Source organism: Streptomyces sp. NPDC005791, assembly GCF_042871485.1.
Classification (GTDB): Bacteria; Actinomycetota; Actinomycetes; order Streptomycetales; family Streptomycetaceae; genus Streptomyces.
Genome location: NZ_JBIAIP010000011.1, coordinates 36,113 through 62,052, shown reverse-complemented (window position 1 = coordinate 62,052; position 25,940 = coordinate 36,113). Strand labels below are relative to the sequence as shown.

Sequence of the window (25,940 nt, the reverse complement as noted above, 5' to 3'; positions counted from 1 at the left end):
CCGAAGGCCCGGTTCCTCAGGCGGAAACGCCGTCGATCCGGGCCATCACGTCGTCCGCTCCGAACGGCTGCAGGTAGGGCAGCCAGCGCGGATCCCGGTGTCCGGTCCCGATGATCCGCCAGGCGAGACCACTGGGCGGCGCCGGCTGGTGGCGCAGCCGCCAGCCCAGCTCGGGCAGGTGGCGGTCCGCCTTGACGTGGTTGCAGCGGCGGCAGGCAGCCACCACGTTGTCCCAGGCGTGCTGTCCGCCGCGGCTGCGCGGGATGACGTGGTCGACGCTGGTCGCGGCGGCCCCGCAGTACATGCAGCGACCGCCGTCCCTCGCGAAGAGCGCCCGGCGGGTGAGCGGAACGGGCCCCCGGTAGGGGACCCGCACGAACCGTTTGAGGCGGACGACGCTGGGCGCGGGCACGGCACGGGTGGCACTGTGCATGAAGGCGCCGGACTCCTCGAGGCAGATGGCCTTGTTCTCGAGGACGAGGACGAGCGCGCGGCGCAGAGGTACGACGCCGAGCGGCTCGTACGAAGCGTTGAGAACCAGGACGTGCGGCACGTGGATGCCTCCTTGTACGCCGGCGACGCGTGGCTCGCGCCGGGACGATCCGGTCTCAGTCTCTCCTCATGCCTGGTCCGAGCGCCACCACGTGCCGGTAACGGGCCGGAGGGATTTTTCTCACCACCCGGCCGTCCGCAGAGCCTCGGGACCCCGGAACGGGTGCGCCGACCGGGCGGCAGGCACCGCTGTGGAACCGGTCACACCCCGTGCCCGCCCGGGTGAGACGTGTCTCTCGTCCCGCGAGGGCAACGAACCGCTCCCTCCGCTTCGTTACTGTGGTTGGTCAGCTGTCGCCCCACCTGGAGGTCCCCGCCGTGTCCCTGTCCGCCCTCCTGGCCGCGGCTCCGTCTCCCGGTGCCGCGGACTCGCTGGACGAAGCCGCCGAACGGGCCGGGAACGCCGCGAGCTGGGTCGAGGAGAACTGGTCCACCTGGCTGAACACCGGCCTCCGCATCATCCTCATCGCCGCCGTCGCGATCGTCCTGCGCTATCTCATCCGGCGTGCCCTGACCAACCTCATCGACCGGATGAACCGCAGCGCCCAGGCGGTGGAGGGCACGGCTCTCGGCGGCCTCCTGGTCAACGCCGAGCGCCGCCGCCAGCGCTCCGAGGCCATCGGTTCCGTACTCCGCTCGGTCACGTCGTTCCTGATCCTCGGCACCGCGGCCCTGATGATCCTGGGCGCCTTCCAGATCAACCTGGCGCCACTGCTGGCCTCCGCCGGTGTCGCCGGTGTCGCCCTCGGCTTCGGCGCGCGCAATCTCGTCACCGACTTCCTCTCCGGCGTCTTCATGATCCTGGAGGACCAGTACGGCGTCGGTGACTCGATCGACGCGGGCGTCGCCTCCGGTGAGGTCATCGAGGTCGGCCTGCGCGTCACCAAGCTGCGCGGCGACAACGGCGAGATCTGGTACGTCCGCAACGGTGAGGTGAAGCGCATCGGTAACCTCAGCCAGGGCTGGTCCACGGCCGGTGTCGACGTCACGGTCCGCCCCACGGAGGACCTCGATCGGGTCCGCGCCGCGATCACCGGGGCGGGCGAGACCATGACGAAGGAAGAGCCCTGGTCGGAGCGGCTGTGGGGACCTGTGGAGATCCTCGGCCTGGACGCGGTGCTGCTGGACTCGATGACCGTGCGGGTCACGGCGAAGACCATGCCGGGCAAGTCGCTGGGCGTCGAACGCGAGCTGCGCTGGCGGATCAAGCAGGCTCTGGACGCGGCTGGGATCCAGATGGTCGGCCCGCTCCCCGTCCAGGCGGACGGCGCCGCTGCCCCGGACCCGACGGCCGGCATGGCCGCCCCGTCGGCGTACGCCTCGACGACGTCGCCGCAGTCGCTGGCGACGACCCCGATACCGCCGCCGAACATGACGAAGTGACCGGTTGGACAACCGGTGCGCACAGCGCCCCCGCAGGTAACGCTTCGGTTGCCTCGGGGGCGCTTCCCATTGACGGTTCCGGGACGCCACCCTTACGTTCCTCCCACCGAAAGGAAAGTTTCCTAACAGAAAGCGGGCGTCACTCATGGCAGGGACCACACCCGGCACCCCTCGCGTCCTGCGTGCCATGAACGACCGGGCCGCGCTCGATCTCCTGGTCTCACAGGGGCCCCTCACCCGCACGCGCATCGGCGAGCTGACCGGGCTCTCCAAGCCCACCGCCTCACAGCTGCTGGCACGGCTGGAGGAGGCGGGTCTGGTCCGCTCGACAGGCAGCCAGAGCGGGCGCCCCGGGCCCAACGCCGTGCTCTACGAGATCGACCCGGCCGCCGCCCATGTCGCGGCGCTCTCGGTCGGACCCACCGGCATCGACGCGGTGGTCGCCGACATCACCGGCACGGTGGTCGGCTCCTGCCGCGTGGAGGCCGAGGCGGTCGCGGAGGACGTACGGCACCGCACCGCGCAGCTCGTCGCCGAGGCCGTGGACGGCGCCCTGCGGCCGACCGGTCTCGGCCACGACGACCTCGCCGCCGTGGTGGTGGGCACACCCGGCGCGATCGACCCGCACACCGGCCAGCTGCGCTACGCGCCCCACCTGCCCGGCTGGCACTCCCGCACCCTGGTCGCCGACCTCGCCGAGGTGGTCGGCAGGCCGGTCGTCATCGAGAACGACGTGAACCTCGCGGCCGTCGCCGAGCAGTACGAGGGCGCCGCACAGGACCACGACCACTTCGTGCTCGTCTGGCTCGACGAGGGCGTGGGCGCCGCGATCGTGCTGGGCGGCACCCTCCTGCGCGGCGCCACCGGCGGCGCCGGGGAGATCGGCTACATGCCCCTTCCCGGCGCACCGCTGGCCCGCGGCGGCGCGGCCGACTGGGCCGGTCCGGACGCGGGTGGCGGCTTCCAGAGCCAGGTCTCCGGCCCCGCGATACGCGACCTGGCGGGAGGCAGGCCGCCCGCCGAGGCCCTCGCCGACGAGGCCGTGTGCGCCGAGGTCGCCCGCAGGCTGGCCACCGGCCTCGCGTCCGTGGTCGCCGTCGTCGATCCCGAGCTGGTCGTCCTCTCGGGCCACGTGGCCCAGGCCGGCGGGGAGGAACTCCGCAAGCGGGTCGAGGCCGAGATGACCGGTCTGGCGCTGCCCAGGCCGCTGCTCCGCGTCAGCGACATCGACGGCGACCCGATCCTGACCGGTGCGCTGCGCACCGCCCTCGCCCAGGCGCGCGACAGCGTCTTCGACACCGCCTGACCACCCCGTCGCCCCGCCGCGCCACCCGTGCCGGGTGGCGCGTACGGCACCTCCATGCCGGTGAGCCCGCCGCACCGGGCTCTCCCCGCTTCCCCGCTCCGCCCCCTCTCCCCGCGAAGGAAGTCCGCCATGGCGCTCCGGCGCATTCGTACCCGCGTGCCCCTGGCGCTCGGCGCAGCCGCGTTGCTGCTGTCCGGGTGCGCCAATCCGAGTACCGGCAGCAATACCGACGACCCCACGAAACCCGTCACGCTGAAGTTCTGGCACGGCTGGTCGGCGCCCGGCGAGGTCGAGGCGATCAACGAGAACATCGCCCGGTTCGAGAAGCTGCACCCGAACATCGACGTCGTCTCCACCGGCAACGTGAGTGACGAGACGATCAACCAGGCACTGCGCGCCGGCGGCGGCGACGCACCCGATGTCGTCACGTCCTTCACCACCAACAACGTCGGGCAGTACTGCTCGTCCGGCATGTGGGTGGACCTCGACCCCTTCATGAAGAAGAGCGGGATCGACAAGACGAGGGTCTTCCCGAAGACCCTGCTGGACTACACGCGGTACGAGGGCGTCCAGTGCGCGACACCCCTGCTCGCGGACGCGTTCGGGATGTACTACAACAAGGACGCCTTCGAGGAGGCGGGCATCACCCGGCCTCCGCGCACCATGTCCGAGATGAAGGCCGACGCGGTCAAGCTGACGCTGAAGAACAAGGACGGCTCACTGAAGCGCGCCGGCTTCATGCCGAACTTCCAGCTCTACCAGAACGCCCCCGACCGGATGTTCGCGCAGTGGGGACCGGAGTACTTCGACGACGCGGGCAGGGCGAGACTCGCCGACGAGCCGAAGACCGAGGACTTCTTCACCACCATGCGCGATCTCACCGACGCGCAGGGCGGCTACGAGGCCATGGAGAGGCTCCGCGCCCGCTTCGGCGACGAGATGTCGTCCCAGAACGGTTTCCTGACCGGCGGACTCGCCATGCATCTGGACGGTGAGTGGCGCGGGCTGATGCTCGACGAGGCCGAGGCGGAGTTCGACTGGGGCGTCGCTCCGCTGCCGGTCCCCGACGACCAGGCGGACACGTACGGGCGCGGGTACCTGACGGGCACCGTGGCCGGCATCGCCCACAGCAGCCGGCACCAGAACGCGGCGTGGGAGCTGGTGAGGTACCTGACGATCGACACCGAGCCGGTCGTCCACTTCGCCAACGCGATCCACAACGTGCCGTCCACGTTCGAAGCGCTCACGTCGCCCGACCTCGACGCCGATCCGTCCTTCCGCGCCTTCATCGAGATCGCGCAGAACCCGCACAGCCAGGCCGTGCCGGCCTCGAACAACGGTGGCCAGTACATCACTTCGTTCGGTGACTTCTCGCAGTCCGTCGAGGCGGGCAGGACCAAGGACCTGCACCGGGCCCTGAAGGAACTCGACGAGCAGATCGACGCCGACAACCTCCAGTCGGAAAGCTGAGGAGCCGAGTCATGGCACTTTCCTTCTCCACCCCGGCGAAGTCCGCCGGGCGGGGGACCGAACCGGCCCCCCGCGACTCCCCCCTGCGGCGCAAGCGCAACCGCGAGCGACTGCGCACCCTGGGGTTCCTCTCGCCCTGGCTGGTCGGGTTCTCGGTCTTCTTCGGCTACCCGCTGATCGCGACCGTCTACTTCTCCTTCATGCACTACAACCAGATCAAGGCACCCACGTTCGTCGGGCTGCGGAACTGGCGGTACGTGCTGGAGCAGATGCCGCTGTTCGGCCCGGCTCTGTGGAACACGCTGTGGCTGGTCGTCGTGATGGTCGCCCTGCGCGTGGTGTTCGGTCTCGGTGTCGGCCTGCTGATCACGAAGATCAAGACGGGGGTCGGGCTGTTCCGCACGGCCTTCTACGTCCCGTACCTGGCACCGCCGGTCGCGGCCACCGTCGCCTTCGTCTTCCTGCTCAACCCGTCCACCGGCCCGGTCAACGAGATGCTCTCGTGGATCGGTCTGCACGGCCCCAGCTGGTTCAACGACCCGGACTGGTCGAAGCCTTCGCTGGTGCTGCTCTCCCTGTGGGGCATCGGCGACCTGATGGTCATCTTCATGGCCTCCCTGCTGGACGTACCGAAGGAGCAGTACGAGGCCGCCGAGCTGGACGGCGCGGGCGCCTGGACGAAGTTCCGCTACGTCACCTGGCCCGCGATCACCCCGATCGTGCTGTTCGCCGTGGTCACCGGTGTCGTGCAGACGATGCAGTACTACACGCAGGCCCTCGTCGCCGGAAAGCTCGCCTCGGGCGTCTCCATCGGTCCCGGCACCGTGATCCAGCCCGGATACCCGGACCACTCCACCCTGACGGTGCCGCAACTCGTGTACTCGATGGGCTTCCAGAACTTCAACACCGGTGCCGCGTGCGTGCTCTCACTCGTGCTCTTCGCCATCGCCATGGCCGTCACCCTTCTGCTGATGCGTAAGAGCGTCGGCCTCATCCCGGCGGAGGACTGACATGACCACCACCACCCTGACCAGGCCGGACACCGCCGTGCGGACGCGTCCGAGCGGCCCGGACGCGGCAGGACACAGGCGTAAGCGCGTTCTGCACTGGATCGCGGTGCACTCCGTGGCCGTCGCCCTCGCCCTGTTCTTCGTCCTGCCGTTCGTCTTCGTCCTCCTCACCTCGGTGATGAGCGACGCGCAGGCGATGAGCGGCGACCTGTGGCCGGACTCCTGGAACTGGTCGAACTACTCGACCGTTTTCCACACCCCGGGATTCCTCGACTGGTGGCGCAACTCGCTGATGTACGCGCTGCTGGGCACCGTGTTCACGGTGTGCTCGTCGGTACCGGTCGCCTACGCACTGGCCAAGTTCCGTTTCCGTGGCCGGCGGACCGCGATGATCCTCGTCATCTCCACGATGATGCTGCCGCCGCAGGTCGTCATCATCCCGATGTACCTGGTGTGGGCGCAGCAGTTCCACCTGTCGGGTTCGCTGTGGCCTCTGATCATTCCCATGGCGTTCGGCGACGCCTACTCGATCTTCCTGCTGCGGCAGTTCCTGCTCACCATTCCGCAGGAGTACATCGAGTCGGCGAAGGTCGACGGCTGCGGTGAGTTCCGCACGCTGCTCAAGATCGTCGTGCCGATGGCCAAGCCGGGCATCGCGGCCGTCGCGCTCTTCCAGTTCTTCTACTGCTGGAACGACTACTTCGGCCCGCAGATCTACGCCGCGCAGAACCCGGGCGCCTGGACCCTGAGCTACGGCCTGGAGTCCTTCAAGAGCGCCCACGCGGTCAACTGGAACCTGACGATGGCCGCGACGCTGCTCGTCATGGCGCCGGTCGTCATCGTGTTCTTCTTCGCACAGAAGGCCTTCGTCGAAGGCGTCACCCTCACCGGAGTAAAGGGCTGAGAACCATGAAGCTCGCAGTAGTTGGTGGCGGGTCCACCTACACCCCCGAACTGATCGACGGTTTCGCGCGGCTGCGGGACACCCTGCCGGTCGAGGAGTTGGTGCTCGTCGACCCGGCGGCCGACCGGCTGGAGCTGGTCGGCGGCCTGGCGCGGCGGATCTTCGCCAAGCAGGGGCACCCGGGGAAGATCGTCACCACCTCCGACCTGGACGCCGGGGTCGCCGGCGCCGACGCGGTGCTGCTCCAGCTCCGCGTCGGCGGCCAGGCCGCCCGCGACCAGGACGAGACCTGGCCGCTCGAATGCGGCTGCGTCGGCCAGGAGACCACCGGGGCGGGCGGTCTCGCCAAGGCGCTCCGCACCGTTCCGGTCGTCCTCGACATCGCCGAGCGGGTGCGCCGCACCAATCCCGACGCCTGGATCATCGACTTCACCAACCCGGTCGGGATCGTCACCCGGGCGCTGCTCCAGGCCGGGCACAAGGCCGTCGGGCTGTGCAACGTGGCGATCGGCTTCCAGCGCAAGTTCGCCGCGCTGCTCGACGTGACCCCCGGTGAGGTGCACCTCGACCATGTCGGGCTCAACCACCTGACGTGGGAGCTCGGGGTGCGTCTGGGTGGCCCGGACGGCGAGGACGTCCTGCCGAAGCTGCTCGCGGAGCACGGCGACGCGATCGCCGGCGATCTGCGCATGCCCCGGCAGATCGTCGACCGGCTCGGCGTGGTCCCCTCGTACTACCTGCGGTACTTCTACGCACACGACGAGGTCGTACGGGAGCTGGGCACGAAGCCGTCCCGGGCGGCCGAGGTCGCCGCGATGGAGAAGGAGCTCCTGGCGATGTACGGAGACCCTGCCCTGGACGAGAAGCCCGCCCTGCTGGGCAAGCGGGGCGGCGCCTTCTACTCGGAGGCGGCCGTGGACCTGGCGTCCTCGCTGCTCGGCGGGGGCGGCCCGGCGGTGCAGGTGGTCAACACGTACAACAAGGGGACGCTGCCGTTCCTGCCGGACGACGCGGTGATCGAGGTCCAGGCCCGGGTCGACGGCACGGGCGCGACACCACTCGCCGTGCCCGCGCTGGACCCTCTGTACGCCGGGCTGATCGGGCACGTCACCGCCTACGAGGACCTGGCCCTGGACGCCGCGCTGCGCGGCGGCCGTGACCGGGTGTTCAAGGCGTTGACGGCCCACCCGCTGATCGGCCAGTTCGAGTACGCCGAGGCGCTCACCGACAAGCTGATCGCGCACAACCGGGAGCACCTGGCGTGGGCCTGACCGCGCATGTGCTCGCGATCGACGCGGGCAACAGCAAGACCGACGTGGCCGTGATCGGCGCCGACGGCACGGTCCTCGGCGCCGCGCGTGGTGGTGGCTTCCAGCCGCCGGTCGTCGGGGTCGACGCGGCCGTGGACGGACTCGCGGAGGCGGTCCTGCCCGCACTCACGCTGGCCGGGGTGGAGGGCGTCGAGCATGTGTCGGCCTGCCTCGCCAACGCCGATCTCCCGGTCGAGGAAGCGCAGTTGGCCCAGGCGCTGGCCGCCCGCGCCTGGGGACGCACCGTGGAGGTCCGCAACGACACCTTCGCGATACTGCGCGCGGGGGCCGACGAGCCCCTGGGGGTGGCCGTGGTGTGCGGGGCGGGGATCAACTGCGTCGGCATGCGGCCGGACGGGGCCACCGCCCGTTTCCCCGCGATCGGCCGGATGTCCGGTGACTGGGGCGGCGGTGCGGGGCTCGCGGAGGAGGCGATGTGGTTCGCGGCGAGGGCCGAGGACGGCCGCGGTGAGCCGACCGCGTTGGTGCGGACCCTGCCGGGGCACTTCGGGCTCGACTCGATGTACGCACTGATCGAGGCCCTGCACCTGGGGCACGTCCCGTACGCGCGCCGGCACGAGATGACACCGGTGCTGTTCGCCACCGCCGCGGACGGCGACCGGATCGCGCGTGGACTGGTGGACCGGCTCGGCGACGAGGTCGTGGCGATGGCCTCGGTGTCGCTGACCCGGCTCGGCCTGCTGGCGGAGGAGGTGCCGGTGGTGCTGGGCGGCAGCGTGCTGGCGGCCCGCCACCCGGCCCTGGACGACCGGATCGCCGGACTCCTCGCCGTACGCGCCCCGAAGGCGCTGATCCGGGTCGTCTCGGCGCCGCCCGTGCTGGGTGCCGGACTGCTGGGTCTGGACCGCACGGGGGCCGCCCCGGCGGCGCACGACAGGCTGCGCGCGCAGTACACCTGAGGCCCGGTCGGCCGGGAAGGCGTCCCGTGCGGTGTCGCGCGGGGCGCCCGTCGCGTCCGGGGAACCGATGAGTTCGGGAACCGAGCAGCTGTCCCGGACGTGTTCATGGTGGGGAGACCGGTCCGTTCGGGGGACGACCGGCCGATTACCATGATCACTTGCGTTCATACTGATCGAATACGGGTGGACAGACGGGATGTGACCGTTCCTGGTGGACCGGGGTCCCTGGGGTCATACTTCTGGCCAGGACCCAGTCGTCCCCCGATCGGCCGGGGGGCCGGGGCCGTCGCCAGTGACCGAGGGGGAGGTCGAGTGACATACCCGCCGAGCGGGACCGCGCTGCGGGAGCCCGGGCCGGACCAGCCGTCCGCGCCCGTGACCGTACCCGCGCAGCGCCGTGGTGTCCCGTCCGTGGCCGTCGAACGGCTGCGCGCCGCGGCGACGACCGAGCCGGGCAGGCTGCGGATCATCGGCGCCGCGCTGGCCCTGCTGGTCGTGGTGTTCGGAGGGGTCACCTTTCTGGAGGTCTCCGGCCGGGCGTCCTCCGCCGACGACGTGGTGACCCGCAGTCAGCCGCTGAGCGCGGGCGCCGCGGGCATCTACCGTTCGCTGGCCGACGCGGACACGATGGCGGCGAGCGGCTTCCTGGCGGGGGCGCAGGAACCCGAGGATGTGCACGACCGGTACGAGGCGGACATCAACGAGGCCTCCCGACTGCTGGTCGAGGCCGCGGCGAGCACCGACGCCACCACCTCGTCCCACCAGGAGATCGTCACCCTGGGTGAGTTGCTTCCCGAGTACACGGGCCTGGTCGAGCGGGCCAGGGCCAACAACCGGCAGGGGCTTCCGCTCGGCGGCGCGTATCTCCGGTACGCCAACCAGAAGATGACGAACGACATCCTCCCGGCGGCCGAGCGGCTGTACGCGGCGGAGACCGGCCGGCTCGGCACCGACTCGGCCGACGCGCGGCAGTGGCCCTTCCTCTCGCTGGCCGCCGGCATCGTGGCGCTGGCCGCGCTGGTGTGGACTCAGCGGCGCGACTACCGCAGGACGAACCGTGTCTTCAACCACGGACTGCTCGCGGCGACCGCGGCGGCCGCGGTGGTGCTGCTCTGGCTCGCCGTGGGACACACGGTGGCCAGGACCGAGCTGCGTAGCGCGATGGTGCACGGGCAGGAGTCACTCGACGTGCTGAACAAGGCACGGATCAACTCGCTGAAGGCGCGCGCGAATGAGAACCTCACGCTGGTCGCCCGAGGTGCCGTACTCACCCCGGACGGCACCCGGGACAAGTACGAGACCGACTACAGCACGGGCATGAAAGCACTCGGCGCACAGCTCGAGAGCGCGGAGAAGCTCGCCGGCGACCTCACGGCGAGAAAGCCGGTGGAGGACGCCATCAACAGTGTGTCCGAGTGGCAGGACCGCCACGAGCAGGCCCGGGAGACGGACGACCGGGGCGAGTACGACAGCGCGCTGTCGCAGATCATCGCCCCGGAGAACTCCACGGGTGAGTCCTTCGAACAGGTCGACGACGCCCTGGAGCGGGCCCTCGCCCGGGAACAGGACGAGTTCGACGCGGCGGCCGAGGACGGGCGCGGGGCGCTGGGCGGGCTGCCTGTGGGTGCCGCCGTCCTCGCCGTAATGGGTGCGGTGGCCGCGATCGCCGGGGTCAACCGCAGGCTCTCGGAGTACCGGTGAGGGGACGAGCGATGACCAGGGCGGAAGGCCGGTCCACAGTCGGCAGGCTGCGCGGCTGGGGCGGGGTGACGGCCATGGCGGTGGCCTGCGCCGTCACGGCCTCGCTCACCCTGCTGCCGCTGGCGCACGGCGACGGGACGTTCGGCGGGCAGAGTGCGGGCCACGGCGCCACCTCCGCGGTGCCCGCCGAGGCCGAGACGTGCGAGGACCCGGAGGCGAGCCTGCCGGCCCGGGACGCCGACGGCCCGAGCATCCGGAAGATCAAGGAGCGCGGGAAGCTGATCGCCGGTGTCGACCAGAACAGTTACCAGTGGGGTTACCGGAACACGGAGACCGGCACGGGCACGCTCGAAGGCTTCGACATCGATCTCGTGCGCGCGATCGCCCAGGACATCCTCGGTGACCGCGACGCCGTGATCTTCCGTGCCATCCCCACCAACCAGCGCATCGCCGCGCTGGAGAACGACAAGGTCGACGTCGTCGTGCGAACGATGACGATCAACTGCAAGCGCGCGGAACAGGTCTCGTTCTCCACGGCGTACTTCCAGGCCGGCCAGCAGGTCCTGGCCCCCAAGGACTCCACGATCGACGGCTACGACCAGTCACTCAAGGGCAAGCGGGTCTGCTCCGCAGAGGGATCGACGGCGTACGACGCGCTGGACGAGGAGTCCTTCGGCGCGATCTTCGAGGACGAGCACGACGGCACCCCGCGGGACGAGGACCAGCTGACCGTCCCCAACCAGCTGGACTGCCTGGTGCGCCTGCAGCTCGGCGAGGTCGACGCGGTGGTCACGGACAACGCGCTGGCGGCCGGCCAGGCGGCCCAGGACCCGGCGGTGGAGCTCAAGGGCGAAGGGCCGTTCACCACGGAGTACTACGGCGTCGCGGCGAAGCTCGGCGCCGACGACCTGGTGGCCCGGGTCAACCACGTACTGGAGGAGTACCGCGCGGGCGGCGCGGACAGCGACTGGATGACGTCGTACCGCACCTGGCTGGAGGAGGGGCTGCCCGGTATCACGGGCCCCCCGGCGCCCAAGTACCGGAGTAACTGAACCTGCCCGGGCCCCCGGGCCCGGCGGAACGAGCGGAGAGGTGATCGATGGGCGTCGCGGGTTCCTTCCCCAGCTTCGCGGGGAGGCCCCCCGACCCGGTCATGGGCCGGGACGAGGCGGACCGTACGCTGGCCCGGCTCGGTGCGGAACACGAGGCCATCGAGGCCTCGCTCCTCGCCCTGGAGGAACATGCCGGCCGCCGGCTCCTGGAGGGCGCCGATCTGACCGGTGTCACCAAGGAACGCTGGACCTCCACCGAGCAGTCGATCACGCTGCTGTGGACGTACTTCGACGCCTACACCGGGGCGCTGGTCTCGGCCCGTGAGATAAGGGCCAGGCGCCGCTACCCCGGCAGGAGCGACCTGGTGGCCCTGACCGACCTGCTGCGCGGCGACGGTGTGACCGTGGCGAACCAGGGAGCGGCCGGCCCCGGCGCCCCGCTCACCGGTCCGGCCCGGCTCTCCGAACGGTTCACCCTGGAGGAACTGGTCGCCCGGATGAACGACCTGTACGCCCACGCGCTGGACATGGTCCTCGCGTCGGACTGCGTGTGGTCGGCGCTGCCCGCCCGGATAGACCTGCTGGCCGACGAGCTGCGCCGTACCGGCTCGCTGGCGCACTCCGTCGGGGTACGGCCCGGGGAGCACGCGGCCGGTGACGACCTCGAGCAGATCGCGGAGGAGCTGACCGTGCTGCGGGAGCAGGTGATCTCCGATCCGCTGGCGTTCTGGCTGCCGGGCCCCGGCAGTGCCGCGCCGGGCGGAGGGCGGCCCGACACCACGCGCTACGACCGGGCGGCCCGCGCTCTGGAGGACGTGCGCCGGGAGGTCGAAGCGGTGCTGGCGGTCCGGCAGGACGCCGACCAGCGCCTGCTTCAGGTACGTGACCTGTTGTCGCGCGCGAACCGTACGCTCGCCGAGGCCCGTCTGGCGCGTGGCGAGGTGCTGGCGAAGATCGCCGCGTCGGAGGTGCCCGCCGTCAGCGGACCGCCGACCGTGCTGCATGAGCGGCTGGCCGTCGCCTCCGAGTACCGGAGGTACGCCCAGTGGAACCGGTTGTCGCCGTTGCTGGACTCGCTGGAGCGGGAGGCGGAGGACGAACTGCTGCGCGCCCGCGAATCACTGACGTCCGTCACCGCACCGCTCGCGGTCCGTGCGGAGTTGCGCGGCAGGCTGGACGCGTACAAGGCGAAGGTGGCCCGGCACGGCCTGGCCGAGGACCCGCTGCTGATCGAGCGGTACGACGCGGCCCGCCGGATGCTGTGGAGCGCGCCGTGCGATCTGCGCGTCGCCGGGCAGGCGGTGCTGCGCTACCAGCACGCCGCCACCGACCTGCTGACACCACACCGTCGGGGCGGGAACGACGGACAGGGGGAGACATCATGAGTACGGAGTGCCAGCGCCCCACGTGCGGGGGCGCCTACGAGGACATGGGCGGCGGCGAGCTGTACTGCGACACCTGCGGCCTCGCGCCGGTCGTGTCGCCGACGGGCATGGTGAGTTCACCGCCCACCGGCATCGCGGGCGGTGGCGGGGCGGCCGGCGGCAGAGGAAGCGGCAGCACCTCGCAGCGGACCGGCTCCCAGGTGTCCGCGCGCTCCTCGTCCCGCTCGTCGACCTCCCGGCGGTCGGTCTCCGGGCGGTTGTCCCGCTCCCTGTCCGCGGGCTCCACCTCTCCCTCCGTGTCGGTGCGCTCCTCGGGCGCCTCGACCAGCTCCGCCTCCGGGCGCGGCAGGCTGGGCGCGGGCCTGGTGCTCGTCCCCGACGTACCGCGGCCCGATCCGCACACCGCGGTGATGGAGAACCCCGAGGTCCCCGAACGCAAGCGCTTCTGCTCGCGCTCCGACTGCGGCGCACCGGTGGGCCGGGCCCGTGGGGAACGGCCGGGCCGAACCGAGGGGTTCTGCACCAAGTGCGGTCATCCGTACTCCTTCGTGCCGAAGCTCCGCAGCGGTGACATCGTGCACGGCCAGTACGAGGTGGCCGGCTGCCTGGCGCACGGCGGGCTCGGCTGGGTCTACCTGGCGGTGGACCGCGCGGTCTCCGACCGCTGGGTGGTCCTCAAGGGCCTGCTGGACACCGGGGACCAGGACGCCATGGCGGCGGCGATCTCCGAGCGGCGCTTCCTCGCGGAGATCGAGCACTCCAACATCGTCCGCATCTACAACTTCGTGGAACACCTCGATCAACGCACCGGGTCGCTCGACGGCTACATCGTGATGGAGTACGTCGGCGGGAAGTCGCTCAAGGAGATCGCCAACGAGCGCCGCACCCCGGCCGGTAAGCGCGATCCGCTGCCCGTCGAGCAGGCCTGCGCGTACGGGATCGAGGCGCTGGAGGCGCTCGGCCACCTGCACAGCCGCAACGTCCTGTACTGCGACTTCAAGGTCGACAACGCGATACAGACCGAAAACCAGCTCAAGCTCATCGACATGGGCGCGGTGCGCAGGACGGACGACGCCGAGTCGGCCATCTACGGCACCGTCGGCTACCAGGCGCCCGAGGTGGCGGAGGTGGGCCCGTCCGTCGCCTCCGACCTCTACACGGTCGCGCGGACGCTCGCGGTGCTGACCTTCGACTTCCAGGGGTACACGAACGTCTTCGTGGACTCGCTGCCCGATCCGGACAACATCGAGGTGTTCCGGACGTACGAGTCGTTCTACCGGCTGCTCGTACGGGCCACGGACCCGGACCCGGACCGCCGGTTCTCCTCGGCCGCGGAGATGGCGGAACAGCTGACGGGCGTGCTGCGGGAGGTGGTCGCCCTGCAGACGGGACGACCGCGCTCGGCTCTCTCGACCCTGTTCGGTGTGGAGACGCGGGTGACCGACACCGAGTTGTTCGCGGACCTGACCGGCGAGGTGTCGCGGCTCGGCGTCCGCACGGGTCCGGCCGGCGGCACGGGACGCTTCGGGCGCCGTCGCGGGACGGCCTCCCCTGCCGCTCCGCCCGCCTCCGGCCCGCCGGGCGCCGCCGCGTCGTCGGCCGTCCGGGGGGCCGCTCCCGCCGTCGCGGGGCCGCCGGGGGCGGGCGCCGCACCGCTGTACGCGCCCGACACCCATGTCCGGGGCAGCACCGGGAGCGGCGCCCCGACCGGCGCTGTGGTGGCCCCGCGGACCGCGGTGGCGGCCGTTCCGGCACCTCGCGCGCCGGACCCGGGGCCGGGAGCGTTCCCGGCCGCCGTGGCACGGCTCGCCGTGTTCGACGCGCGGGCGGCCTCGCTGGCCCTTCCGGTCCCCCGGGTCGACCCGAACGACCCGAACGCCGGTTTCCTCGCCGGGGTGATGGCGTCGGCCCCCACGGAGCTGATCGCCGCCCTGCACTCGGTGCCCGCCGCCTCGCTCGAGACCCGGCTGCGGGAACTGCGCGCCCGCCTGGAGATGGGCGAACTCGACGCCGCCGTACGGGTACTGACGGCGGTGGAGGCTCGGCACCCGGACGACTGGCGGGTGGTCTGGTACCGCGGGATCACCTCTCTGGTGACCGGTGATCATCACAACGCCGCGCTGTCCTTCGACGCGGTCTACGACGCCTTCCCCGGTGAGCCGGCGCCGAAGCTCGCGCTGGGTGTCTGCGCGGAGGTGCTGGGACAGCTGGACAACGCCGCGGAGTACTACCGCCTGGTGTGGGCGACGGAACCGGGGTTCGTCAGCTCGGCGTTCGGCCTGGCCCGGGTACAGGTGGCCGCCGGTGACCGGGCCGCGGCGGTGCGGACCCTGGAGTCCGTACCTGAGTCGTCGATCCACTACACGGCGGCCCGGGTGGCCGCGGTGCGGGCCCGGCTGCGTGAGCGGGCTCCGCACGACCCGCTGATCGACGACCTGTCCGCCGCGGCGGACCAGGTGACCGCGCTGCGGGGCTACGGCCTGGACGCGGTGCGGCGCGAACAGTTGTCGGCCGAGGTACTGGGTACGGCCCTTGACTGGGTACTCTCCGGTAGTCCCACGGCTCAGCCGGCGGCTCCGTCCTCCCCCGCAGCCGCGGGTCCGAGGACGGTCCTGGGCAGTGAACTGGACGAGCGAGGCCTCAGGTTCGGTCTCGAACGCTCGTACCGGATGCTCGCCCGGCTCGCGCAGCGGGGCGACGAGAGGATCGAACTGGTGGAGCGGGCCAACCGTTTCCGCCCCCGGACCTGGGTGTGAAGATGTCACAGATCCACCAGCAGGCCTCCTTGCCGGGGTGCCCCAGCTGCGAGGAACCGCTGGAGTCGGGCGACCTGTTCTGCGGAGCGTGCGGGTACGACCTCTCCGCGGTGCCGGCCCGGCCCGGCGACCGCCCGACGGTCGCCATCACGGTGCCCGCGCAAGGGCCGCCGGCGCCTGCCGCCGCCCGCCCCGTGGAGTGGCCTCCCGCCTCCGAGACGGACAGCTCCGACCTGCCGGCGCCCACGCACCGCGCGGCCGACCTCCCGGGCGTGGACTCGGGCGGGGAGCCGCTGCCCACGGCGGACGGGCCGGCGGTCCGCTTCGACGAGCCGCACGTTCCGCCGTCCGCCGTCCAGGACGGCCCGGACGCCTCGGGCGACTTCGAGCTGGCCGCGCCCGACCCCCGTACGGTGGAGCACGCCACCGCCGTTGCCCCGGCGGGGGGCGCCAAGGTCTGTGTGGCCTGCCGCTCGGGCCGTGTGGACGACGACGGTTACTGCGAGAACTGCGGCCACGCGCAGCCTCGTGAGCGTGACCACATGGAGCAGGAGCTGGGTGCGGTCGCGGCGGTCAGCGACCGGGGCCTGCGTCACCACCGCAACGAGGACGCGTTCGCGGTGTCCTGCACCGCCCTGCCGGACGGCTCACCGGCCGTCGTCGCCCTCGTGTGCGACGGCGTCTCCTCGGCGAGCCGCCCCGACGAGGCGTCGGCCGCCGCGGCGAGTGCTGCCAACGAGGCACTGCTGGAGTCGCTGCCGCGCGGTACGCATCCGCAGCAGGCGATGCACGAGGCGATCGTGGCCGCCTCCGAGGCGGTCAACGCACTGGCGCAGGACCCCGGCCAGGCCCTGGAGCACGATCAGCACCGCCATCAGAACGCCCCGGCCTGCACCCTGGTCGGCGCGATCATGGCGGGCGGTCTGCTGGTCGTCGGCTGGGTCGGCGACAGCCGTGTCTACTGGGTCCCCGAGGACCGCTCGAACCCGCCGGCCCGGCTCACGGAGGACGACTCCTGGGCCGCGCAGATGGTGGCGGCCGGCCTGATGAACGAGGCGGAGGCCTACGCCGACGAGCGTGCCCACGCCATCACGGGCTGGCTCGGCGCCGACGCCTACGAACTGGAGCCGCACACCGCGTCGTTCAAGCCGGACCGGCCCGGTCTGGTGGTGGTGTGCACCGACGGCCTGTGGAACTACGCGGAATCAGCGGCGGAGATGGCCGCGGCCGTTCCCCCCGAGGCGTACGGACGCCCTTTGCACGGCGCCCAGGTGCTGGTCGGACACGCGCTCGACGGCGGGGGCCACGACAACGTAACAGTGGCGCTGCTGCCGTTCGCGGTGACGGTCCCAGGGGCAGGATCGGCCTGAGCCTCGCCCGGTCCGCCTCCCGCGCCCTGCCCTCTGTCCTGCCTGTCCGCACAGCCTTCGTCTGACATACGTGGAGCATCGAGGAGCCGATCAGATGGCCAACTTCTCCAAGTCCAGCGTGCCGCAGTTCTCCGTCGAGGTGTACCAGAACGAGTACCTGCCCGAGGGCGGTCGCGACGTCAACGCGATCGTCACCGTCACGTCCACGGGCGGCGGGACGACCGGCGGCGTGCCCATGGCGGGTGGTGCCCCGGACGCCGCCGTGGTGCTGATGGTCGACTGCTCGGGCTCGATGGACTACCCGCCGACGAAGATGCGCAACGCGCGCGACGCGACGGCCGCGGCCATCGACACCCTGCGGGACGGCACGCGGTTCGCCGTGGTCGCCGGAACGCACGTGGCCGAGGACGTCTACCCGGGCAACGGGCGGCTGGCGACGGCCGGCCCGCAGACCAAGGCCCAGGCGAAGGAGTCCCTGCGCCGGCTGAGCGCGGGCGGGGGCACCGCGATCGGGACCTGGCTACGGCTGGCCGACCGGCTGCTCGGGGCAGCGGAGGTGGGCATCCGGCACGGCATCCTCCTCACCGACGGGCGCAACGAGCACGAGTCGCCGGAGGATCTGCGGGCCGCTCTCGATTCCTGTGCGGGCCGGTTCACGTGTGACGCGAGAGGTGTCGGCACCGACTGGGAGGTGAAAGAAGTCACAGCGATCGCCTCCGCCCTGCTCGGCACGGCGGACATCGTCGCTGATCCTGCCAACCTGGCCGCGGACTTCACACGGATGATGGAGAACGTGATGGGCAAGGAGGTCGCGGATGTGGCGCTGCGGCTCTGGACGCCCGTCGGTGTCGAGATCGTGTTCGTCAAACAGGTGGCGCCCACGGTCGCCGAACTGACCGGCCGCCGCACCGAGGCGGGGCCGCGCGCCGGTGACTACCCGACCGGCTCCTGGGGCGACGAGTCCCGGGACTACCACGTTTGTGTGAGGGTTCCGGAGGCCGGGATCGGCCAGGAGATGCTGGCGGCCCGCGCTTCGCTGATCCTGCCGGCGCCGTCGGGCGGCGGCGTCCCGCAGACCCTTTCCCAGGGCCTCGTGCGGGCCGTGTGGACGGACGACATGGCTGCGTCCACCTCGATCAACCCACAGGTGGCGCACTACACAGGCCAGGCGGAACTGGCACAAGTCATCCAGCAGGGACTGGATGCGCGTAAATCCGGAGACTTCGACGGCGCGACGGCGAAACTGGGCCGTGCGGTGCAGCTCGCGTCGGCCTCCGGAAACGCGGATACTGCGAAACTGCTTTCGAAGGTGGTCGACGTCGTCGACGCGGCGACGGGTACTGTGCGACTGAAAGCGAGGGTCGCGGAAGCGGACGAGATGACACTCGAAACGCGCTCGACCAAGACGGTTCGCGTCAAGAAATAGCCGCCCCGGGCCACCTCCGGACGGCGCACCGACAAGCATGGCGGCCTCCGGGCCGGACGAGGAGAGGGGGAAGCGCCGACATGCCGACCTGCCCGAACGGACACCAGTCGGGTTCCGAGGACTGGTGCGAGGTCTGCGGACATCGCATGGCCGGGACGGGCGCGCCCTCGGGCGCGGTCCCGCCGCCGCCTCCTCCGGCTCCCGGTTACGGCTACCCGCAGGCGCCCGGCGCCGGGCAGCCCACCGCACAGGCCGAGCTCTGCCCGCAGTGCCGCACCCCGCGTGAGGCGAATGCGCCGTACTGCGAGGAGTGCCGCTGGAACTTCCTCACGAACACGGCGACGTCGTACACCCCGCTGGCGCCGCAGGGCGGCGTGGGCGGACCGGCGCCCGGCCTGAACCTGCCGCCCGGCTTCCAGGCGCAGCAGGGCCCCCCGCCCCAGCAGCAGAGCCCGCGACAGCAGGACCCGTTCGAGTACCGGAGCTCCCGGCCTTCGCAGATCAACCGGCCGGCCGAGCCGCTCTCGCCCGAGGCCGAACGCCCGGGACCGCCGCCCCCGCCGTCCTTCCAGCAGGGTCCGCCGCCCCCGCCGTCGTTCCAGCAGCAGTCGCCGTCGCCGTTCGAGGCTCAGGGACAGCAGCCGGGCCGGCAGGTTCCCGGGCAGCAGGGCCCGCAGTCACCGTTCGCACCTCGGCGTCAGCCCGACTCCGCCGAGCTGAGCCCGCAGGGGCCCGGTGGGCAGGGCGGCCCGCCGTCGCCGTTCGAGCCCCAGCGGCAGGGGCCGCCTCCCCCGCCGTCGTTCCAGCAGCAGTCCGCGCCGCCCGCGCCTCAGCGGCCGCAGACGCCGCAGACCGGCGGGGGCGACGACTGGATGCTGCCGCCGCCCTCCGCGCAGCAGCAGCCGCCGCAGGCCTTCCAGCAGGGCCCGCAGACGCCGCAGGCGCCGCAGCCCGACCAGCCTCCGCAGTCCTCGCAGCCTCCGCAGCAGCAGTTCGCCGGCCAGGGCCCCGGAGAGGGTCCCGCCCAGGGCGGACGGGAGCAGGGGCCCGGCAGCTGGAACGCCGTGATCGGCCCGGACCGCGACTACTTCCTGGCGATGATGCAGCGCAGCGGCCCCGAGGCGACCGGGCTCAACCTGCCCGCGTACTCCCCGGAGCAGCGCCTGCCGCTCACCGGCAGCCAGATCACCATCGGCCGCCGGCGGCACAGCACCGGCGAGTCCCCCGACGTCGATCTCGCCGTACCGCCGGAGGACCCGGGTGTCTCGCACCAGCACGCCGTGCTGGTGCGGCAGCCGGACGGCAGCTGGGCCGTCGTCGACCAGAACTCCACCAACGGCACCACGCTCAACGGCGCCGAGGACCCGATCCAGCCCTATGTGCCCGTACCGCTCCAGGACGGTGACCGGGTGCACGTCGGTGCGTGGACGACCATCACGGTCCGCCGCGACTGATCCGGCGGGAGCGGGAAGCGTACGGCCGAGGACCGGGGTCCTAGGACCCCGGTCCTCGGCCGGTGTGTCTGCGACGATGGACGGGTGACAGAGATTCCGCGCGACACGCTGCAGGAGCAGACCTTCTACGAGCAGGTCGGCGGCGAGAAGACCTTCCGGCGCCTGGTCCACCGCTTCTACCAGGGCGTCGCGGACGACCCGCTGCTGAGGCCGATGTATCCGGAGGCGGATCTGGGCCCTGCCGAGGACCGGTTCGCGCTGTTCCTGATGCAGTACTGGGGCGGCCCGCGCACCTACAGTGACCAGCGGGGACATCCCCGCCTGCGTATGCGGCACGCCCCGTTCCAGGTGGACCGGGCGGCGCACGACGCCTGGCTCGGCCACATGCGCGTAGCCCTCGACGAGCTCGGGCTTCCTCCTGAGCAGGAGCGCCAGTTGTGGGACTACCTCACCTACGCCGCCGCCTCGATGATCAACGCCGCCGGCTAGTGCCGCATCAGCCAAGGTTCGCCCCGTCGCGACGCCCGGCACGCACTCTCGCCGCACCGGCCGAAAGCCCGAGTACATCCAGTACAAGGGCTTCCGGCCGGCACACCGATAGCACGCACCTGACGCCGCTCCTTGACGGGCAAACCCTGACTGACGCGGCACCAGTGATGACCCGAGCAGCAAGCCCGGGACTTCAGTCCCGGGTAGTTGACACCGTCCCGACCGTCACGGCGAGCGTGCCGAGACCGCCGCCCGCTCCCCGCAGGGCGATCGAGCCGTACGGAGTGCGCAGCCGCAGCCAGGAACCGGCTGTGAGCAGCGCGACGGGGAAGTCGGGTGCCGGGCGCAGGAAGCCGAGGGACTGGGCGGCGTGCACGGCGCGCAGTGGCAGTTCCGTGCTCCCGACCGTCCGGGACCAGATGTCGCGGCCGATCAGGTCACGTTCCGCCCGGGTGCGCCGCTCCTCGGGCAGCGCCGCGTCACGGGTCCGGAATTCGGCCACGGCGTCGGCGAGTCGGGTGCGCAGGTCGACGGGTCCCGGCAGTCCGGGGCGCTCCTGCCAGCCGCCGCGCGGCGGCAGCATGCCGGCCCACGGCGGCCCGGTGACGGGCGCCGGCAGGGCGCTCAGGCCTGCCGCTTCACCGGCCCCGTCCGTGTTCAGCGCTTCGAGGAGCTCACCGGCCGAGACCGTGATGTCGAAGTCGTGGGAGCCGGCCAGCCGGACCGTGCGGATCGCGAGGACCTCGAACGACGGCGGTCGGCCGAAGACGGCCAGCGCGCCGCCGCCCGCCTGGAGGCGGACGGCGGCGGCCCGGTCGTAGTGGAGCAGCCGGCCGAGGAAGGCGGCGAGATCCGCCGCCTCCCTCGCGTCGGCGAACCGCGGCGACCGTACGGGCACTGTCATACGACGGCGGGCTCCTGGTCGAGGTACTCCTGCAGGAACCGCTTCTCCTCGGCGGTGATCCGCCGGGGCCGCTCCTCGGCCAGGTTGTAGGGCACGACGACCGTCGACGCCCGTACGTACACCTGGTCGGGGTCCTTGACCTCGTACGCGATCGTCAGCGACGCCGCGGTTATCTTCGTGACCCAGGACTCGATGGTCACCGGTGCGTGCCGGTGGACCAGCGGGCGCACGTAGTCGATCTCGTGCCGGGCCACGACGGAGCCGCCGGCGAAGGACGGCGAGCCGTCCCCCGGCGCCAGCCGGAACATGAAGTCGATGCGCGCCTCCTCCAGGTAGCGGAGGAAGACCACGTTGTTCACGTGGCCGAAGGCATCCATGTCCGACCAGCGCAGCGGGCAGCTGTAGATGTGACGGGCCAAGTCGATCAGCCTCGCGTGAGCTTCTTGTAGGTGGCACGGTGCGGGCGGGCCGCGTCCGCGCCGAGGCGCTCGACCTTGTTCTTCTCGTACGACTCGAAGTTGCCCTCGAACCAGTACCACTTGGAGTCGCCCTCGTACGCCAGGATGTGCGTGGCGACGCGGTCCAGGAACCAGCGGTCGTGGGAGATGACCACCGCTGCTCCGGGGAACTCCAGCAGCGCGTTCTCGAGCGAGGACAGGGTCTCGACGTCGAGGTCGTTGGTGGGCTCGTCGAGGAGCAGCAGGTTGCCGCCCTCCTTGAGCGTCAGCGCCAGGTTCAGGCGGTTGCGCTCACCACCGGAGAGGACACCGGCCGGCTTCTGCTGGTCCGGGCCCTTGAAGCCGAACGCGGAGACGTACGCCCGCGAGGGCATCTCGACCTGGCCGACGTTGATGTAGTCCAGCTCGTCCGACACGACGGCCCAGAGGGTCTTCTTGGGGTCGATGTTGGCGCGGGACTGGTCGACGTAGGAGATCTTGACGGTGTCGCCGACCTTGATCGAGCCGGAGTCCGGGGTCTCCAGGCCCTGGATCATCTTGAACAGCGTGGTCTTGCCCGCGCCGTTCGGACCGATGACGCCCACGATGCCGTTGCGCGGCAGCGTGAACGACAGGTCGTCGATGAGGACCTTGTCGCCGAAGGCCTTGGAGAGGTTCTCGACCTCGACGACGATGGAACCGAGCCGCGGGCCCGGCGGGATCTGGATCTCCTCGAAGTCCAGCTTCCGCATCTTGTCCGCCTCGGCCGCCATCTCCTCGTACCGGGCGAGACGCGCCTTGGACTTGGTCTGCCGGCCCTTGGCGTTGGAGCGGACCCACTCCAGCTCTTCCTTGAGCCGCTTGGCGCGCTTCTCGTCCTTGCGGCCCTCGACCTTGAGGCGGGTCGCCTTCTTGTCGAGGTACGTGGAGTAGTTGCCCTCGTAGGGCAGGGCGCGGCCGCGGTCGAGCTCGAGGATCCACTCGGCGACGTTGTTCAGGAAGTACCGGTCGTGCGTGACGGCGACGACGGCGCCCGCGTACTTCGAGAGGTGCTGCTCCAGCCAGTTCACCGACTCGGCGTCGAGGTGGTTGGTGGGCTCGTCGAGGAGGAGGAGGTCCGGGGCCTCGATGAGGAGCTTGCAGAGCGCCACACGGCGCTTCTCGCCGCCGGAGAGGTTGTTGACGGGCCAGTCGCCGGGCGGGCAGCCCAGGGCGTCCATGGCCTGCTCCAGCTGGGCGTCCAGGTCCCACGCGTTGGCGTGGTCCAGGTCCTCCTGGAGCTTGCCCATCTCGTCCATGAGCGCGTCGGAGTAGTCGGTCGCCATCAGCTCGGCGACCTCGTTGAAGCGCTTGAGCTTGCCCATGGTCTCGGCGGCGCCGTCCTGGACGTTCTCCAGCACGGTCTTGTTCTCGTCGAGTTCGGGCTCCTGCATGAGGATGCCGACGCTGAACCCGGGCGAGATGAACGCGTCACCGTTGGACGGCTGCTCCAGGCCCGCCATGATCTTCAGCACCGTGGACTTACCGGCACCGTTGGGCCCCACGACACCGATCTTCGCGCCGGGCAGGAAGTTCAAGTTGACGTCGTCGAGAATCACCTTGTCGCCGTGCGCCTTGCGCGTCTTGCGCATGGTGTAGATGTACTCAGCCAAGAGAAACCGTCCGGCAGCAATAGAGGTGTGGGCAGATACACCCATCTTGCCTGACGTCCGCACCCGGACGGAAACCAGTCCGGTCTCCGGTACCACCCCGGGCACGCGAAGAGCCCGGCACGGAGGTCCGTACCGGGCTCTTCAGCGCTCTTCGCCGGCGCGCGTTCCCGCTGCGCCCGCGCTCAGTCACTCACCGCTGCCCTGCGGCTTCTTCCGCCGGAGCAGGAAGACCGCGCCGCCGCCGAGGACGACGAGGGCGATGGCGACACCCGCGATGACGGGGGTGGCGCTGGAACCGCCGGTCGCGGCGAGGTCGCCCTCCGCACCGGTGGAGCTGGTGCCCGTCTGGGCGGGCACCGGCTCGGCGCCACTCTGGGTGGTGACGTCGTCACCCACGGCGGGGGTGCCGGCGGTCGCGCAGTCCAGGACGCCCTTGAAGTTCTTGCTGTAGCCGCCCGGCCCGGTGATCGTGAAGTCGTACGCCTGGTCCTCGGCGACCGGGATCGTCACCGTGCGGGTCTCGCCCGCCGCGATGGTGTGCTCGGCGCCGGCCAGTTCGAAGGTGAACGCCTCGTCGCCCTTGTTGCTCGCCGTGATGTCCACGCCGCCCTTGGCGCAGTTCTTCTGGGCGGTGAGCGCGGGGACGGCGCCCTTCTCGGCCCAGGTGGCGCTCGCCGTCGCGGTGACCGTGGACTGGCTGGAGCCGGCGAGAATCATGGTCTGGCTCTTGGTCAGCCCGGCGAAGACCCGGCCGACGGGCACGGACGTGGTGGCCTGGACGGACAGCGAGGCGGAGCCGTCCGCGGCGTCCTCGGGGATCTCGAAGTAGAGGCCGGTACCGTCGACCGCCTCGGTGACGGCCTTGCCGTCCTTGTCGGTGACCTTCACCCCGCTCGCCACGGCGTCGGCCGGCGGGGTGACGGACACCTGACCCGCGTCGGTACGGACGGTGACCGGGCCGACCCGCTCGCCGGCCTTGCCGGAGACCGCGGCGGGCTCCAGTGCCACGGACGCCTTGGGCTCGGCGACGCTCTCCGCCTTCTTCTCGAGCCAGTCGGCCAGCTTCTCCGCGTGCTCGTCCTTGGCCTCGACGTCGGCCTTGTCCGAGAAGCGCCAGATGGCGACCTGGGTGCCCGCGGCCGCCGTCTTCGCGGTGAGCGGCCCGGTGCCGGCCTCGTCGGCGAGCTGCGTGAGGTCGTCGACCTGCGGGTAGGAGTGCTGCAGGATCCAGCGGATCTTGCCGGCGTCCTCGTTGGCACCGAGCGAGGTCTGGTCCCAGGGAGTCTCCAGGTACTTCGCCCGGTCCTGTGTGGGGTTGTGGATGTCGATGCAGTACGTCTTCAGCTGGCCCCCGCCGTCGACGCCCAGCTCGAACAGTCCGGCGGGAATCTCCTGCGTCCTGCCCGCCTCGCCGTCCTCACCGCTGGTGCGCAGCACTGCGCTGTCGTAGGTCTTCAACCCGTCCAGCACGGCGGTCGCCCCGCCCTGGTGCTGGCCCGTCTCGTCCGCGGCCGCGGCCGTCGCACCGACGAGCGTTCCCGCGGCGACCAGCCCGGCGGCCAGCATCGAGGCTGCCGCTCGGACGAGACCGCGCCCCGGCTCGTGGCCGTGCCGCCGTCCACTCCTGCTCCCGCTCCGGCTCCCCATGGAGCCCTCCGCCGTCGACGACGAACTGGATGCTGAAGACACAGAAAACACAGAATTCCCCTCCGGGCGAGACCTTCACGCTTGATGCGCGTGTGGGAGGTGCCTCGCCAGCAAACTCAAGTGCCGCATGAGTACGGGGGAATCGTAAGGAGCGGGCGGAGGGGAATCCCCCGTCATGCCGTCAGATAACCATTCCGACTCGCAATCGTTACAGCCGTGTTCGGCGCGCCTCCTCTTCTTCAGGACATCGATGCCATTTCGGTGGCCGGTTTCTGACGATGCGTAGGCGCCGTCAGGGAGGGGTCACCCTTGACCACGCGCCGGAACGCGGCCGTTCCCCTGGTCAGGTCGTGCCCCACTGCCATCGCCTCGATGTCCACCGAGGTCTTCCACACCCCGTCCTTCTCCTCCTCGCGCACCTTCAGGCGGCCGTGCACGACGAGCGGCTCCCCGACCGAGACCGAGCCGGACAGATTCGCGGCGAGCGTCCTGCGTGCCCACACCGTGTAGAAACCGGTGCGGCCGTCCGTCCATGCCTGCTGCTCCCGGTCCCACCGCCGGGGCGTCACCGCCAGGCGGAATCGCGCCGTCGCCCCTGTCGCCGTCTCCCGGAAGTCCACCGCGGTCGCGGCGTTTCCCACCAGCGTCACCAAGGTCTCATTCATTTCCCGTCCCCCGATTCCCTGCCACATTCCGTCCGCTTTCCGTCCCGGTGTCCGCCCTGCTCCGATGCGGCGCAATGAGGGGCGGTGTCGTGCGGTCCGGTGCGTCTGCCTGTTCCGTCACGCACCATGCTGGACGGAAACCGGGAA

21 protein-coding genes are annotated in these 25,940 nt (G+C 71.2%); 15 read left to right on the top strand and 6 right to left on the bottom strand.

What is annotated here, in order from left to right; translation table 11 throughout:
• Window positions 1-16: 16 nt before the first annotated feature.
• Window positions 17-553: an HNH endonuclease gene (locus ACFYSH_RS21995; RefSeq protein ID WP_104785722.1), complete on the bottom strand. Its 537-nt coding sequence runs from the start codon at window positions 551-553 to the stop codon at window positions 17-19.
• A 317-nt stretch (window positions 554-870) separates the two neighbouring features.
• Between ACFYSH_RS21995 and ACFYSH_RS21990 the strand changes: the two genes are divergently transcribed.
• The 15 genes from ACFYSH_RS21990 (at window position 871) to ACFYSH_RS21920 (ending at window position 20,488) form a co-directional block, all read left to right on the top strand.
• Complete coding sequence (locus ACFYSH_RS21990; RefSeq protein WP_359477944.1) at window positions 871-1,935, top strand: mechanosensitive ion channel family protein; 1,065 nt, start codon at window positions 871-873, stop codon at window positions 1,933-1,935.
• A 145-nt stretch (window positions 1,936-2,080) separates the two neighbouring features.
• Window positions 2,081-3,241 carry an ROK family transcriptional regulator gene (locus ACFYSH_RS21985; RefSeq protein WP_359477899.1) on the top strand — a complete coding sequence of 387 codons (1,161 nt, stop codon included), beginning with the start codon at window positions 2,081-2,083 and terminating at the stop codon, window positions 3,239-3,241.
• A gap of 129 nt (window positions 3,242-3,370) precedes the next feature.
• On the top strand, window positions 3,371-4,711 hold the full coding sequence (locus ACFYSH_RS21980) for an ABC transporter substrate-binding protein (protein WP_388754585.1): 1,341 nt from the start codon (window positions 3,371-3,373) through the stop codon (window positions 4,709-4,711).
• Window positions 4,712-4,722: 11 nt separating this feature from the next.
• Entirely contained in the window at window positions 4,723-5,721 is a 999-nt protein-coding gene (locus ACFYSH_RS21975; protein WP_388754583.1) for a carbohydrate ABC transporter permease, read from the top strand.
• Window position 5,722: 1 nt separating this feature from the next.
• Complete coding sequence (locus ACFYSH_RS21970) at window positions 5,723-6,625, top strand: carbohydrate ABC transporter permease (protein ID WP_359477907.1); 903 nt, start codon at window positions 5,723-5,725, stop codon at window positions 6,623-6,625.
• A 5-nt stretch (window positions 6,626-6,630) separates the two neighbouring features.
• Window positions 6,631-7,896 (top strand): 6-phospho-beta-glucosidase, encoded by a 1,266-nt coding sequence (locus ACFYSH_RS21965; protein WP_388754580.1) that lies wholly within the window; start codon window positions 6,631-6,633, stop codon window positions 7,894-7,896.
• Window positions 7,887-8,855: an N-acetylglucosamine kinase gene (locus ACFYSH_RS21960; RefSeq protein WP_388754577.1), complete on the top strand. Its 969-nt coding sequence runs from the start codon at window positions 7,887-7,889 to the stop codon at window positions 8,853-8,855. The genes ACFYSH_RS21965 and ACFYSH_RS21960 overlap by 10 nt, the downstream gene beginning before the upstream one ends.
• Window positions 8,856-9,167: 312 nt before the next feature.
• Window positions 9,168-10,556 carry a hypothetical protein gene (locus ACFYSH_RS21955; protein WP_388754574.1) on the top strand — a complete coding sequence of 463 codons (1,389 nt, stop codon included), beginning with the start codon at window positions 9,168-9,170 and terminating at the stop codon, window positions 10,554-10,556.
• A gap of 11 nt (window positions 10,557-10,567) precedes the next feature.
• Window positions 10,568-11,608 carry a glutamate ABC transporter substrate-binding protein gene (locus ACFYSH_RS21950; protein ID WP_388754571.1) on the top strand — a complete coding sequence of 347 codons (1,041 nt, stop codon included), beginning with the start codon at window positions 10,568-10,570 and terminating at the stop codon, window positions 11,606-11,608.
• A gap of 47 nt (window positions 11,609-11,655) precedes the next feature.
• Complete coding sequence (locus ACFYSH_RS21945) at window positions 11,656-12,993, top strand: hypothetical protein (protein ID WP_388754568.1); 1,338 nt, start codon at window positions 11,656-11,658, stop codon at window positions 12,991-12,993.
• Entirely contained in the window at window positions 12,990-15,749 is a 2,760-nt protein-coding gene (locus ACFYSH_RS21940; RefSeq protein WP_388754565.1) for a tetratricopeptide repeat protein, read from the top strand. The genes ACFYSH_RS21945 and ACFYSH_RS21940 overlap by 4 nt, the downstream gene beginning before the upstream one ends.
• Before the next feature lie 2 nt (window positions 15,750-15,751).
• On the top strand, window positions 15,752-17,119 hold the full coding sequence (locus ACFYSH_RS21935; protein ID WP_388754562.1) for a PP2C family serine/threonine-protein phosphatase: 1,368 nt from the start codon (window positions 15,752-15,754) through the stop codon (window positions 17,117-17,119).
• A 94-nt stretch (window positions 17,120-17,213) separates the two neighbouring features.
• Window positions 17,214-18,545, top strand: a complete 1,332-nt coding sequence (locus ACFYSH_RS21930) for a VWA domain-containing protein (RefSeq protein ID WP_359477932.1) — start codon at window positions 17,214-17,216, stop codon at window positions 18,543-18,545.
• An 80-nt stretch (window positions 18,546-18,625) separates the two neighbouring features.
• Window positions 18,626-19,999, top strand: a complete 1,374-nt coding sequence (locus ACFYSH_RS21925; protein ID WP_388754559.1) for an FHA domain-containing protein — start codon at window positions 18,626-18,628, stop codon at window positions 19,997-19,999.
• Between the two features lie 84 nt (window positions 20,000-20,083).
• On the top strand, window positions 20,084-20,488 hold the full coding sequence (locus ACFYSH_RS21920) for a globin (protein WP_359477938.1): 405 nt from the start codon (window positions 20,084-20,086) through the stop codon (window positions 20,486-20,488).
• 193 nt (window positions 20,489-20,681) lie between these two features.
• On the opposite strand, the gene ACFYSH_RS21915 is transcribed toward ACFYSH_RS21920, so the two are convergent.
• The 5 genes from ACFYSH_RS21915 to ACFYSH_RS21895 all read right to left on the bottom strand — a co-directional run bounded on the left by ACFYSH_RS21915 (window position 20,682) and on the right by ACFYSH_RS21895 (window position 25,793).
• Window positions 20,682-21,392, bottom strand: a complete 711-nt coding sequence (locus tag ACFYSH_RS21915; RefSeq protein WP_388754556.1) for a hypothetical protein — start codon at window positions 21,390-21,392, stop codon at window positions 20,682-20,684.
• Complete coding sequence (locus tag ACFYSH_RS21910) at window positions 21,389-21,811, bottom strand: acyl-CoA thioesterase (RefSeq protein WP_388754553.1); 423 nt, start codon at window positions 21,809-21,811, stop codon at window positions 21,389-21,391. Before ACFYSH_RS21910 ends, ACFYSH_RS21915 begins: the two co-directional genes overlap by 4 nt.
• A 5-nt stretch (window positions 21,812-21,816) precedes the next feature.
• Window positions 21,817-23,481: an energy-dependent translational throttle protein EttA gene (gene ettA, locus ACFYSH_RS21905; RefSeq protein WP_359475012.1), complete on the bottom strand. Its 1,665-nt coding sequence runs from the start codon at window positions 23,479-23,481 to the stop codon at window positions 21,817-21,819.
• Between the two features lie 186 nt (window positions 23,482-23,667).
• Window positions 23,668-25,128, bottom strand: a complete 1,461-nt coding sequence (locus ACFYSH_RS21900; RefSeq protein ID WP_388754550.1) for a Cys-Gln thioester bond-forming surface protein — start codon at window positions 25,126-25,128, stop codon at window positions 23,668-23,670.
• Between the two features lie 239 nt (window positions 25,129-25,367).
• Window positions 25,368-25,793: a single-stranded DNA-binding protein gene (locus tag ACFYSH_RS21895; protein ID WP_359475017.1), complete on the bottom strand. Its 426-nt coding sequence runs from the start codon at window positions 25,791-25,793 to the stop codon at window positions 25,368-25,370.
• Between the last annotated feature and the right edge of the window lie 147 nt (window positions 25,794-25,940).